The 12,966-nt window shown below is 42.7% G+C and carries 11 protein-coding genes; all 11 read left to right on the forward strand.

What is annotated here, in order from left to right; translation table 11 throughout:
- Positions 1-3 precede the first annotated feature (3 nt).
- Positions 4-945, forward strand: coding sequence for a 4-hydroxy-3-methylbut-2-enyl diphosphate reductase (ispH, locus tag ICN47_RS02170; RefSeq protein WP_216218245.1), 942 nt, complete (start codon positions 4-6; stop codon positions 943-945).
- A 114-nt stretch (positions 946-1,059) separates the two neighbouring features.
- Complete coding sequence (gene chlG / locus ICN47_RS02175) at positions 1,060-1,944, forward strand: chlorophyll synthase ChlG (RefSeq protein ID WP_216218246.1); 885 nt, start codon at positions 1,060-1,062, stop codon at positions 1,942-1,944.
- Complete coding sequence (locus ICN47_RS02180) at positions 1,941-3,269, forward strand: BCD family MFS transporter (RefSeq protein ID WP_216218247.1); 1,329 nt, start codon at positions 1,941-1,943, stop codon at positions 3,267-3,269. Before chlG ends, ICN47_RS02180 begins: the two co-directional genes overlap by 4 nt.
- A 3-nt stretch (positions 3,270-3,272) precedes the next feature.
- Positions 3,273-4,478 carry a geranylgeranyl diphosphate reductase gene (locus ICN47_RS02185; protein ID WP_216218248.1) on the forward strand — a complete coding sequence of 402 codons (1,206 nt, stop codon included), beginning with the start codon at positions 3,273-3,275 and terminating at the stop codon, positions 4,476-4,478.
- Entirely contained in the window at positions 4,475-4,960 is a 486-nt protein-coding gene (locus ICN47_RS02190; protein ID WP_216218249.1) for a TspO/MBR family protein, read from the forward strand. Before ICN47_RS02185 ends, ICN47_RS02190 begins: the two co-directional genes overlap by 4 nt.
- Before the next feature lie 13 nt (positions 4,961-4,973).
- Positions 4,974-6,275: a glutamyl-tRNA reductase gene (gene hemA / locus ICN47_RS02195; RefSeq protein WP_216218250.1), complete on the forward strand. Its 1,302-nt coding sequence runs from the start codon at positions 4,974-4,976 to the stop codon at positions 6,273-6,275.
- Between the two features lie 16 nt (positions 6,276-6,291).
- Positions 6,292-8,169 (forward strand): 1-deoxy-D-xylulose-5-phosphate synthase, encoded by a 1,878-nt coding sequence (gene dxs / locus ICN47_RS02200; protein WP_216218251.1) that lies wholly within the window; start codon positions 6,292-6,294, stop codon positions 8,167-8,169.
- 13 nt (positions 8,170-8,182) lie between these two features.
- Positions 8,183-9,400 carry a Coenzyme F420 hydrogenase/dehydrogenase, beta subunit C-terminal domain gene (locus ICN47_RS02205; protein ID WP_216218252.1) on the forward strand — a complete coding sequence of 406 codons (1,218 nt, stop codon included), beginning with the start codon at positions 8,183-8,185 and terminating at the stop codon, positions 9,398-9,400.
- A 121-nt stretch (positions 9,401-9,521) separates the two neighbouring features.
- Positions 9,522-10,484, forward strand: a complete 963-nt coding sequence (locus ICN47_RS02210; RefSeq protein WP_216218253.1) for a B12-binding domain-containing protein — start codon at positions 9,522-9,524, stop codon at positions 10,482-10,484.
- A gap of 17 nt (positions 10,485-10,501) precedes the next feature.
- Entirely contained in the window at positions 10,502-11,623 is a 1,122-nt protein-coding gene (hemE, locus tag ICN47_RS02215) for a uroporphyrinogen decarboxylase (RefSeq protein ID WP_216218254.1), read from the forward strand.
- Positions 11,624-11,631: 8 nt separating this feature from the next.
- Positions 11,632-12,954: an NAD(P)/FAD-dependent oxidoreductase gene (locus ICN47_RS02220; RefSeq protein WP_216218255.1), complete on the forward strand. Its 1,323-nt coding sequence runs from the start codon at positions 11,632-11,634 to the stop codon at positions 12,952-12,954.
- The last annotated feature ends 12 nt before the right edge of the window (positions 12,955-12,966 follow it).

Here is a 12,966-nt window from a genome sequence, read left to right on the forward strand (position 1 = left end):
TATATGATCTCATCTAAAACCATTTATCTTGCTCAACCGCGAGGATTTTGTGCGGGCGTCGAAAGGGCAATCCTTATTGTTGAGGAAGCTCTTAAGCGATTCGGAGCCCCAATCTATGTAAGGCATGAAATTATTCATAATGCTTATGTAGTAAAAGATTTTGAAAGTAGGGGAGTTATTTTTGTAAACGACTTATCTCTCGTCCCTAAGGGGGCTATCCTTATATTTAGTGCACACGGTGTATCCAAGGCAGTGAGGTTTGAGGCTGATGAGCATGAACTTACAGTTTTTGACGCTACTTGCCCATTGGTAGCCAAGGTTCACGCTGAAGTAGTGCAATTAAAAGAGCGTGGTTATCAAATTATTATGATTGGTCACCATGGCCATCCTGAGGTAGAGGGGACTATGGGGCAAGTTGATGCATCCATTCATCTTATTGAGTGCGTATCGGACGTAGCCAATTTAAACTTTAGTGAGAGTGATTTATTGGCATACGTAACGCAAACTACTTTATCCATAGATGAGACTCATGAGATTACTGCTGCATTAGTTCGAAGATATCCGCAGATACACGCGCCTAAGCGACAAGACATTTGTTATGCAACACAAAATCGCCAGGATGCCGTTAAGGCGATGGCACCTCAAGTCGACTTAGTTATTGTTGTCGGAAGTCAAAATAGTTCAAATTCCAAGCGACTTCAAGAATTAGCTAGCAGTTTGCATATCCCGGCTTATTTGGTTGATGAACCAAGCCAAATCCAAAATAAATGGTTTAGAGGGGTAGCGAATATTGGAATTACCGCTGGCGCATCCGCTCCCGAGGCATTAACCGCCAAAATTATTGAGGCGGTTGGCGTTATCTGTCAGGCCAAAATACTGGCTCTAGATGGCATTGAAGAGAACGTCAATTTCTCTTTACCAAAAGCCTTATTGCAGGCTGCATAAATCCCTAAAATTGCCCTTTCTTATTGATATATAAGGGTTTTCACTGGTAAAAACAGTCTATAAAAGTGTCAAATTTAATTGACACTTTAAAATGTCAATGACAAAATCATTTACATGAATATGCCAGAACCTAGAGCAATTTTGACGCTTTTGAAGCCGATCACATGGTTTCCTCCAATGTGGGCGTTTGCTTGTGGCTCCATCACTGGCAGTGAAACAATCAATCAACATCTCCCAATATTTTTCTTGGGTTTACTTTTAACTGGCCCCCTTGTTTGCGCTTCAAGTCAGGCTGTAAATGACTGGTACGACCGTCATGTTGATGCAATCAATGAGCCTGATAGACCAATACCTTCAGGCAGAATTCCTGGAAGTTGGGGATTATATATAGCCATTATTTGGTCTCTGATTTCACTTTATGCTGCCAGCTACTTAGGTGCGATTGGTTTTTTAGCGACTGTTTTAGCTTTAGTCTTGGCTTGGCTATACAGCATGCCACCGATACGATTTAAAAATAATGGTTGGATTGGAAACCTTGCTTGTGGAGTGAGCTATGAAGGTTTGGCTTGGATAACAGGCGCAACATTGTTATCAGGTGGATCTATTCCAAATAAGCCATCGCTATTGCTCGCAGGTTTATATAGCGCAAGTGCCCACGGCATTATGACCTTGAATGATTTCAAGGCGATTGAGGGCGATAGACAAATGGGCGTGCGCTCATTACCTGTTCAGCTGGGAGCAAAAAGAGCGGCTCAATTTTCTGCGGCATTTATGTTAATCCCGCAGATCTTGGTAATGATCTTATTGTTTTATTGGGATAAGCAGGGTTATGCCATCGTTATTGGGGTATTAATGATGGGGCAGGTTTTCCTGTTAGTTGATTTCCTCAAAAAACCTATACAAAAAGCACTTTTTTATAGTGGCTTTGGCGTTCCATTGTTAGTGTCGGGGATGATGGTCGCAGCATTTGCAGTCAACAGCATGGAGTTGGGATCATGAGTATCGCAATTGCTCAAGCTGTAACTCGTCACTCTACATTTGGATGGCTCAGTATTGTGCGATTGGGTCTTGTCCAAGCTTCAATTGGTGCCATTGTCGTCATGACAACCTCAACACTAAACCGCATTATGGTGGTTGAATTGGCTTTACCTGCTAGCCTTCCTGGGCTTTTGGTTGCTATTCATTATTTCGTGCAGGTTATTAGGCCGCGGATGGGTTTTGAATCCGATAGTGGCTCGAAGAAAACGCCTTGGATTATCGGCGGTGTTGCATTGCTAGCATTAGGTGGATTTGGCGCGGCTATTGCTACGACATTGATGGGCGTTAATTTAATTATCGGAATTTTGGCTGCAATACTAGCCTTCTTCTTAATTGGCATTGGTGTCAGTATGAGCGGCACATCATTGCTTGCCTTGTTGGCAAAAGGTGTGAGTGACGACCGTAGGGCGGCTGCAGCAACAACCGTTTGGCTGATGATGATTTTTGGGTTTGCATTGACTAGTGGATTAGCGGGGAAATTTTTAGATCCTTATGCCCCTGAAAAGGTAATTCTGATTTCAGGGATCATCTCGCTAGTTGCTATTGCACTTACATCATTAGCCCTATACAGGCTAGAAGGCTCTGACCTTGAAAATAAGATATCCAAGACCAAAGAAAAAATCCCTTTCAAGATCGCTCTTAGGGAGATCCTATCCGATCCTGATACTAAAAGATTCACCATTTTTATCTTTTTATCGATGCTTGCTTTTAGTGCCCAAGACTTAATTTTGGAGCCTTTTGCGGGAATCATTTTCAAGTACACACTTGGAGAAACGACTAGTCTTTCAGGAATTCAACATTCTGGCGTTTTAACTGGAATGCTGTTAGTTGCCGTTTGTGGCTCAAGTAGATTGAGGCGCTACTTTGGGTCTTTAAGGTCATGGATGATTTATGGTTGCCTCGCATCAGCATTGGCAATGTTTGGATTGGTAATGGCCGGAATATTAGAAGGCGAATGGCCTCTAAAGCTCAATGTATATGTTTTGGGTCTGGCTAATGGAGCGTTTTCAATTGCGGCAATCGCATCAATGATGCGATTGGCAGTAGTTGGGGGTGGCGGGAAAGAGGGGGTCAGAATTGGCCTTTGGGGTGGCGCTCAAGCAATAGCGTTTGGTCTTGGAGGCCTATTGGGGGCAGGCGCAAGTGATCTAGCCCGTTCAATATTCACGAATCCTGCCTGGGCCTATGCAAGTGTATTTTTTATAGAGGCAATTTTATTTGTTGCTTCTGCCTACATGGCATCTTTGGTTGAACGCAAATCCACTAATGAATTCAAGGCGGGGTGAACAATGTCATCAGAATTGATTTATGACGCAGTAGTTATTGGTGGTGGACCAGCCGGCGCTACCGCTGCACATACTCTAGCGCTAAAAGGGATGAAAATTCTCTTGCTGGACAAACGGGGAAGAATTAAGCCATGTGGAGGCGCTATTCCCCCCAGATTAATTAAAGATTTTCAGATTCCTGATGAATTACTGGTTGCTCGAGCAAAATCAGCACGCATGGTTTCGCCTAGCGGGAAAGCAGTAGATATTCCGATTGAAAATGGTTTTGTAGGAATGGTGGATCGAGCACAATTTGATGAATGGTTAAGAAAGCGTGCCGTAAATGCGGGCGCCGAAAGAGAAGATGGTTTATTTGAAACCCTGACAAGGGAGAATGCTCATGTCCGAATTCATTATCGATCTAGGGGCGCCCGTGATGGCGATCATGGTTCTATAAAGAGCGTTTTAGCCAAATCAGTTATTGGCGCCGATGGTGCTAAATCCCAAGTGGGTAGAAGTGCCGGGGTTAAGGGGTGCGCAGAGGCAAATTATGTATTTGCTTATCACGAGATTATTAAAACCCCTAAGGACAGCCCAAGCTCATTTGACGCAAGTCGATGCGATGTTCTCTATCAACAACCGGTATCTCCTGACTTTTATGGTTGGGTGTTCCCCCATGGCGATACGATCAGTATTGGAACTGGCAGTGCTGATAAGGGTTTCTCTCTCCGCAATGCAGTAGGGAAATTGAGGAAGGATATTGGATTAGAGCATGCTGAGCTAGTTCGACATGAGGGCGCGCCGCTACCTATGAAGCCTTTAAAAAAGTGGGATGACGGAAAGCAGGTTGTACTGGCTGGTGATGCTGCAGGAGTTGTAGCGCCAGCATCTGGTGAGGGGATTTATTACGCCATGCTTGGTGGTCAATTAGCGGGTGAGGCTATTGCTGAATTTGTAGAGACGCAAAACCCGGCAAAACTACAACTCGCGAGAAAAAGATTTATGAAAGAGCATCGTATGACGTTTCTGGTGCTTGGAATCATGCAATATTTTTGGTATTCAACTGATAAACGTCGCGAGAGTTTTGTAAAAATGTGTGAGGACAAAGATGTGCAAAGACTCACCTTTGAGTCTTATATGAACAAAAAGTTGGTTCGCAAAAAACCTCTTGCACATTTCAAAATCTTTATTAAGGATATGGGACATCTGCTAGGGCTAGCAAAGGTATGAAAATTTTCTTTCAACATAAGTACCTTTTGCTGATTGCCATTTGGATGGTTGGCACATCATTAATGGGGGGTCTTGCAACAGAAATAGGCCCTTGGTACTTTTCATTAAAGCAGCCGGACTGGAAACCCCCAGATTGGGCTTTTGGTGTCATCTGGACCATTATTTTTGTTTTATCAGCAATCGCCTGGATGATTGCATTCAATAGCAATCCATCTTCATCTCAGAAAAATAAAATTATTACTTTATTTTTCTTGAATGGATTTTTAAATGTGCTTTGGAGTGTTTTCTATTTCAGGATGCACCATCCAGACTGGTCCTTAATAGAAGCATGCTTCCTGTGGGGCTCAGTGTTGGAGATTATTTTAGTGATGTGGCCGATTAGAAAGTTAGCCGCATTGCTAATGGTTCCATACTTACTATGGGTAACGATCGCCATGCGTTTGAATTGGGAAACGATGGTCTTAAATCCAGGGGCCTACTAAAAATATGTCAGGTATGAAGCTCCTAAACCTCGGTGTTAATCACCATACAGCGCCAGTCGACATTCGAGAAAGTGTTGCTGTCTCACCTGAGGTTTTGCAGGACTCACTTATCGATTTACGTAAATATCTACAGGGAAATGGCTCAGGGCACAAACCAGAGGTAGCTATATTGTCCACATGCAATCGCATGGAAATTTATTGCGCAGCAAATGATGTTGAATATACCGAGAACCATTTGGAAGATCGGGCTTTTGAATGGTTGGCAGCTCAAAATAATGTCCAAAAAGATGAGTTACGTCCTTACATCTATTCAGCAAAAGAAAGCGATGCTGTAAAACACGCCTTCAGAGTCGGAAGTGGATTGGATTCAATGGTTCTGGGAGAAACACAAATCCTAGGGCAAATGAAAAAAGCTATAGAAAATGCTAATCAGGTTGGGACGTTGGGGGCTTATTTAAAGCCCTTGTTTAATAAAACTTTTTCAGTGGCAAAAGTTGTTCGAGGTAATACCCAAATTGGAGCGCACTCTATATCAATTGCGGGCGCCTCCATTAAGTTGGTTGAGCGTATTTTTGGACAAGTCAGTGATTGCAATATTTTATTTATTGGAGCTGGGGAGATGATCGGGCTTTGCGCTAATCACTTTGCTGGTAAAGCCCCAAAAAAGATTGCAATTTCAAATAGAACCGTTGATCGGGGTAGTGAGTTAATTAAAGCTTTTGCTGATAAGAATTTAAGAACGGATGTATTCCCTTTAGTTGACTTACCAAAGCAGTTACATGAATACGATGTTGTTGTTTCTTGTACTGCTAGTTCGCTCCCAATCATTGGCATGGGAATGGTTAAAACAGCTCTCAAAGCTAGGCAATCACGCCCCATTGTTCTGATAGATTTAGCGGTACCAAGAGATTTTGAGCCCGAAATTAAGACTCTTAAAAATGCCTATCTTTACTCTATTGATGATCTTGGTGAAATAGTAAGCGCCGGGAAAGCAAATCGTGTGGATTCTATTGGTGATGCTGAAAAGATTATCGAAAGAGGTGTCGTGGAGTTTTACGAAACCTTAGAAAAAAGAGCCGTTGTACCAATTATTAAGTCAATTCAAAACGTTGGCGAGCAATATCAAAAGATCGAGTTGGAAAAGGCAAGTAGAAGGATTGCTAACGGTGACGACCCTATGGTTGTCCTTTCACATATGGCAATAGCGCTTGCTAATAAATTTATGCACGCACCAATTCATGCCTTAAAGCAATCTTCCGATGCGAATCTGGAAGAATATAAACAAATTATTTCTAAAATATATTCTTCCAAGTGAGTTGGCTATGCTAAAAATGACTAACCTACTCGAAACCATATCAAACCCAGAAGAATTACGGGCCTATGAAATTTCTAAGCTCCCTCAAATAGCGAGAGAACTTAGAAATTTCATATTGAGCTCTGTTTCAAGTACGGGCGGTCATCTTTCTTCAAACCTAGGGACAGTGGAGCTTGCAATAGCACTTCATTATGTATTTGATACCCCTTATGATCGTCTGATCTGGGATGTGGGTCATCAAAGCTATGCTCATAAAGTACTCACTGGCCGCAGGGAGGCGATGTCTGGGCTAAGGCAGTTTGGCGGTATTTCAGGGTTTCCTAAACGCAGTGAGAGTGAATATGATGCGTTTGGAACTGCCCATTCATCTACAAGTATCTCAGCGGCCTTAGGAATGGCAGTGGCTGCCAAAACAAAAAATGAGAAACGTAATGTAGTAGCAATTATTGGCGATGGTGCAATGAGTGCTGGTATGGCTTTTGAGGCGATGAATAACGCTGGCGTGAATAAAAAAGTACCGCTAATTGTGATTCTGAACGATAACGAGATGTCAATTTCACCGGCGGTAGGAGCGCTAAACCGCTACTTAGTGAAATTGATCTCTGGTTCTATGTATGCGGCTACTAAAAGAGGTATCGATAAAGTACTCTCTGTAGCGCCACCCATCCGTGAATTTGCAAAAAGATTAGAAGGTCATGCAAAGGGAATGGTCGGCCCTGCAACGATTTTTGAGGAGTTTGGGTTTGACTATTACGGCCCAATAGATGGCCATAATTTAGAGGTATTAATTTCAACTCTAGAAAACGTTAAAACGCTTTCTCAAACTGAGGGCCCTCAGTTTCTTCATATTATTACAAAAAAGGGCAAGGGATATTCATTAGCAGAGCTTGATCCTATTGCCTATCATGGCCCTAGCGCATTCGATCCGATAGTGGGCATTGAGGCAAAGCCCGTGTCTAAGAAGGCCTATACCCAGGTATTCGGAGAGTGGTTATGCGATATGGCTCAGGCAGATGAACGCTTGATTGCCATTACTCCTGCTATGCGTGAGGGCTCGGGCCTGGTAGATTTTGAAAGACGCTTTCCTGATCGATATTACGATGTAGGAATAGCGGAGCAACATGCGGTTACCTTTGCGGCTGGAATTGCTTGTGAGGGACTAAAACCAGTAGTTGCGATTTATTCAACTTTCTTGCAGCGTGGTTACGATCAGTTGATACATGATGTGACCTTGCAGAACTTACCTATCGTATTTGCTATTGATCGAGCTGGTATGGTGGGTGCTGATGGGGCAACACATGCCGGAGTATTTGACATTGCTTTTTTACGCTGCTTACCAAATTTAGTATTGATGACGCCATCAAATGAGCAGGAATGCCGTGCAATGCTAACAACTGCTTTTAAGCATGATGGTCCTGCGGCTGTACGCTATCCTCGCGGTTCTGGAATCGGTCTGGAAACATCGGGATCGTCATTAGAGTCATTACCAATAGGCAAGGGGCTCATAGTACGTCCAATAGATAGGACTTCACCGCCAAAGAAAAAAATTGCCTTTATTTGTTTTGGGCCATTGCTTTACAGCGCACTATCAGTAGCCCAAGAAATCAATGCTACCGTTGTAGATATGAGGTTTGTGAAGCCTTTGGATGAAAAATTATTATTAGAAATCTCTGATAGTCACGATGGGTTAGTTTTTGTTGAAGATAGCGCTTCTAAGGGTGGCGCTGGAAGTGCTTGCTTAGAAGTGCTGTCAGATAACAATATCCATATTCAAACTTTATTGCTAGGCCTGCCTGATGAGTATGTAGAGCATGGTGAGCTTAATATGCTTTTAGATAGCTATGGACTGTCTAAAGAAAAGATTAAGCAAAGAGTTTTGGCGCGTTTTTTATAAGGTCCGATAAAGAGTGGAGTCAATTGAGATTGCCCCATTTCGTGATTTATGCACCGATTGCGGGGTATCTCGAACTAAGCAGCCCAAACGTTGCGCAACTGCCTGTCAGTTTATTCAGCCCAATTACCCTAAATTTGAGACCTTAGTTCACGGCAGAGAACGCGTTACAGATCAATCTGATGAGGTCTTTTTTGGACCGTATTTAGAAATGTTTAGGGCTAGATTAAAGACCACGCTACAAGGTGCTCAGTGGACCGGAATCATCACGAGACTTTGTGAGGTGTTACTAGAGCAGGGTGTTGTTGATGCCGTCATTACAATGTGCTCTGACGCTGAAGACCGTTGGAAGCCTGTCCCAGTCATCGTGACAAGATCCCAGGATATGGCGCAATGCAGGGGTATGAAGATGGGCTATGCCCCAATCATTCAATATCTTGAGCAGGCAAAAGATCTGGGATATAGAAAAGTAGCTATGGTGGGTATTCCATGCCAGGTCTATGCCGCCAGAGCACTCGAACAAGAGTTTGACTTTGAGAAATTATTTATTATTGGCTCTCCCTGTTCTGATAACACTACTACCGAGCATTTTCATCAGTTTTTAGGCCTGCTTTCTGAAAAGCCGGAAACAATTTCTTATCTAGAATTTAGGGCTGACTATCACGTTGAGATTCGCTTTGAAAATGGTCAAAAGCAAGAAATACCTTTCTTAAAGCTGCCCCTATCTAATTTGCCAGCAGATTTTTTCCCTACAACCTGTAAGACCTGTGTTGACTATGTCAATTCACTTTCTGATATTACAGTTGGGTACATGGCAGGCACAGGTGAGCAGTGGGTGATTATTCGCAATGAAAAAGGAAAAGGTTTAGCAAGCTTACTTGCGGCGGAGCTAATTTTGGAGCCTTTATCTTCATCTGGCAATCGCTTAAGTCCTGTTAAGGGTTTTATGAAGAATGTGGAATTAGCTGCGGGTGGGCTGCCGCTTCAAAGAATGCCGAATTTTTTAAGAGGAATATTTGCTTGGGTAATGCCTAGGTTTGGACCTCGAGGCCTGGAGTTTGCAAAAGCAAGAATTGAGATGAAGGCAATTGAATCTGTTATTCATTTACGGAATACTGCACCGCACAAAATTAAAAATATGGTCCCTGACTACATATGGAAGCTAACGAAGAGCTACGGTTTAGAGCCTCAATATGATGAAACAAAAGGCTCTAGGGAAAGCACCTACAAATAAGTCTTTGTGATTTGATCTAAATCAATTTATAAAGTAATTATTCCAATAAAGAGGCTCTTAGGCAGCCACGGTATTTTTCAAAAAAACTCTTTTGAGACCGTGTCTTGATCAAGTGATGTTCATGAATTTATCCAAACTGGTGAGCATTGCGGGGTTTAAAAAGAAATCTACTCGTGACGATTTCAAGTTAGATCAACAACAAGCGACTAAGGCCTCTAATGATATGTGGGAGGATTGCTTAGTATCTAATGCGCCTACAAAATCATCTCTCCAGCAAAATAAAAATACTCATCCAATAGAAAAAGCTTGTACAGAAGGTGAGTACCTGGAATCACTGGTTAAAACTATTGAAGGGAACATTCTTCCCCATATTATTGAGCAGCACCTAGATTCATCTATTCCTGCGCAATTGCCGGCTAAGCAAATCATCGATCAAAAAGCTGTTGAGGATTTAACTAAATTGGTATTGCAAGAAGATGCGCGTATTTCTGTTGACTACGTAAAAGAAATGCATGCTTCTGGAACTGCGTTAGAAGATATTTACTTGCTCCTACTAACTCCTGTTGCTAGAAAATTAGGGGAGATGTGGGAAGAGGATGAATCTAGCTTTACAGAGGTCACAATAGCGCTTTGGCGAATTAAGCAACTAATGTATGACTTAAGTCCTGTTTTCCAGCAATATGCTGAGCAGGGTAAAACTGGCTCTAGCATTATGTTGGTTCCATTGCCTGGTTCACAACATAATTTAGGTCTCTTTATGGTCTCCGAGTTTTTTGCAAAGGCTGGATGGCGTATATGGGGTGAGTTGGCTGCTACTGAAGAAGATATTGTTTCTATGGCTGCAAACGAATGGTTTGATATTGTCGGTTTATCAGCTAGCGTTCGAGAGCAATTTCCGCAGTTGAAAGAATTAATTAAGAGCATTAAAGCTAAGTCTAAAAATCCCAATGTAGGTGTCATCATCGGTAGCCCTGTTTTTAATCAGTTCCCCGAGCTAATAGGGGATCTTGGGGCAGATATGGTTGGTATGGATGCTGAGGATGCGCTTGAAAAAGCCACTTTTTATGTTGAGCGATTACGCTAAATTATTAATGAACATTTATGGCAGTTCAGTTAGAAAACGATTTATTCATCAGAGCCTGTTTTTGTCGCGAAACTGATAGAACGCCTGTTTGGCTGATGCGTCAGGCTGGTAGATATTTGCCTGAATATCGAAAGACTAGATCTAAGGCGGGAAGTTTCTTGGATCTGGCTAAAAATCCGGATTTTGCTACCGAAGTAACGCTGCAACCAATCGATCGTTTTGACTTGGACGCTGCAATTTTATTTTCAGATATCTTAACAATTCCCGATGCCATGGGATTGGAGTTATCGTTTGAAAATGGCGATGGGCCTCGGTTTGCTAAGCCCTTAACCTCTGAACGTGAGGTAAATCAATTACGTGTGGCTAACATGGAAGAGTTACGTTATGTATTTGATGCGGTTAGCTCAATAGCAAAGGCACTAACTTCAAATGGTAAGCAGCAAGTACCTTTGATTGGGTTTTCTGGAAGTCCTTGGACATTAGCTAGCTACATGATTGAAGGTTCAGGCTCTCGCGACTTTTCCTTGGCCAAGAAAATGCTGTATGAGCGGCCTGATCTTTTGAAGAAAATTCTAGATATCAATATTCAATCGGTTAGTGAATATTTGTGCTTACAAATAGATGCAGGTGCACAGGCTGTAATGATCTTTGATACCTGGGGTGGTTTATTAACTTCAGAGGATTATTTGCAATATTCTCTTGGGCCGATGTCAAAGATTATTAAAGACATCCGCAGCAATCCAAAATACGATGCAGTACCTATCATCTTATTTACCAAAGGAGGGGGTATTTGGTTAAGCGATATTGCTAAATCAGGAGCAGATGTATTAGGCATAGACTGGACTATCAATTTGGCAAGGGCACGTGGGTTGATTAATCAAGTAAGTAGCCGGCATATAGCTATACAAGGGAATCTTGATCCATCCGTTCTTCTATCCAATCCAGAAGAGATTGAAAAAAGAGTTCAGAAATGCTTTGAAGATTTATCTACCGTCATTACGGTGGAGGGAAGTCCATTAGACGGGCATATATTTAATCTGGGCCATGGTATTAGCCAATTTACGCCGCCAGAAAACGTAGCAGCCCTAGTCTCCAAGGTCCGTCAATGTTCGGCCGATCTTAGGCTGGTCAAAGTTTAAGGGTATACATGTCAAGCCCGCATCGAATCGTCATAGTGGGTGGAGGCGCAGGCGGGCTTGAGTTAGCAACCAAGTTAGGCGATGACTCTGGATCTAATAAAACAAGTATTACTCTTGTTGATAAGAATAGAACGCATATTTGGAAACCAAAACTCCATGAGGTAGCTGCAGGCTCTATGGACCTTGCAGATCAAGAGTTAGACTATATTGCTCAAGCGCATTGGCACCATTTTAAATTTCGATTGGGCGAGCTAATCAGTATTGATCGAGAGCGAAAGCAAATCCAAATTGCTCCTGTTGTTGATGAAGCGGGTGAATTGGTAACTCCAATACAAACGATTCCATATGACACGCTGATTATTTCCATAGGAAGCTTGACAAACGATTTTGGAACGGAAGGCGTTGCACAATATGCACAAAGACTAGAATCACTAGCCGATGCTAAGCGCTTTCATTTGCGTTTAGTTAATGCCTGTTTGAGAGCACAAGCACAGTCCGAACCTTTGGCTCCTCATCAGCTCAAAGTTGCAATTATTGGTGCAGGAGCAACTGGAGTCGAGCTTGCTGCAGAGTTACATAGAACTACTAGGGCAATCATTTCTTTTGGAATGGATAGAGTGGATCCGGAAAAGGATCTAAAAGTGATATTGATCGAAGCAGCCCCTAAAATATTGCCAGCACTATCTGATCGGATCTCCACCGCTGCTCAAAAACTATTACTAGATCTTGGTGTTGAAGTCATAACCAACGCAAAGGTGCAAACAGTACTACCGGATAAGGTATTGCTTTCAGATGGCGTTGAAATACCTGCTGAATTAATTGTCTGGGCAGCCGGAGTGAAGGCACCTGATTTTCTTAAGGGTATTGGCGGTCTAGAAACTAATCACGTCAATCAATTGTTAGTCTTGTCGTCATTGCAAACTACTCTGGACCAAAATATCTTTGCGATTGGAGATTGTGCGGCCTGCCCATGGCCCGAAGCAAATAATGGCAAGGGGGGTATTGTGCCACCACGCGCTCAAGCGGCGCACCAACAGGCAACGCATATTTACAAACAAGTTAATCGGATCATGAGGCAGGAGCCCCTGAAACCTTATGCGTATCGAGATTTTGGATCTCTGGTTTCTCTTGGTGAGTACAGCAGTGTCGGCAGCATGATGGGCGGTCTCATTGGTGGCAGCCTTATGGTGGAGGGGCTATTCGCTAAATGTATGTACATTAGCCTCTATAAGATGCACCAATTAGCACTTCATGGTTGGGTAAAAGTGGCTTTAGACACTCTGAGTCGATTAATTCATCGTAGGACCCACTCGATTGTTAAGTTGCATTAGCTTGGAGGATTT

Source organism: Polynucleobacter sp. AP-Latsch-80-C2 (assembly GCF_018882185.1).
GTDB lineage: Bacteria > Pseudomonadota > Gammaproteobacteria > Burkholderiales > Burkholderiaceae > Polynucleobacter.

Excerpts from the sequence above, each read along its gene's own strand:
- ICN47_RS02210 (WP_216218253.1), top strand. The coding sequence starts at position 9,522 with ATGAATTTATCCAAACTGGTGAGCATTGCGGGGTTTAAAAAGAAATCT.
- dxs (WP_216218251.1), top strand. The coding sequence starts at position 6,292 with ATGACTAACCTACTCGAAACCATATCAAACCCAGAAGAATTACGGGCC.
- ICN47_RS02180 (WP_216218247.1), top strand. The coding sequence starts at position 1,941 with ATGAGTATCGCAATTGCTCAAGCTGTAACTCGTCACTCTACATTTGGA.
- ICN47_RS02185 (WP_216218248.1), top strand. The coding sequence starts at position 3,273 with ATGTCATCAGAATTGATTTATGACGCAGTAGTTATTGGTGGTGGACCA.
- ispH (WP_216218245.1), top strand. The coding sequence starts at position 4 with ATGATCTCATCTAAAACCATTTATCTTGCTCAACCGCGAGGATTTTGT.
- hemE (WP_216218254.1), top strand. The coding sequence starts at position 10,502 with ATGGCAGTTCAGTTAGAAAACGATTTATTCATCAGAGCCTGTTTTTGT.
- ICN47_RS02190 (WP_216218249.1), top strand. The coding sequence starts at position 4,475 with ATGAAAATTTTCTTTCAACATAAGTACCTTTTGCTGATTGCCATTTGG.
- chlG (WP_216218246.1), top strand. The coding sequence starts at position 1,060 with ATGAATATGCCAGAACCTAGAGCAATTTTGACGCTTTTGAAGCCGATC.
- ICN47_RS02220 (WP_216218255.1), top strand. The coding sequence starts at position 11,632 with ATGTCAAGCCCGCATCGAATCGTCATAGTGGGTGGAGGCGCAGGCGGG.
- hemA (WP_216218250.1), top strand. The coding sequence starts at position 4,974 with ATGAAGCTCCTAAACCTCGGTGTTAATCACCATACAGCGCCAGTCGAC.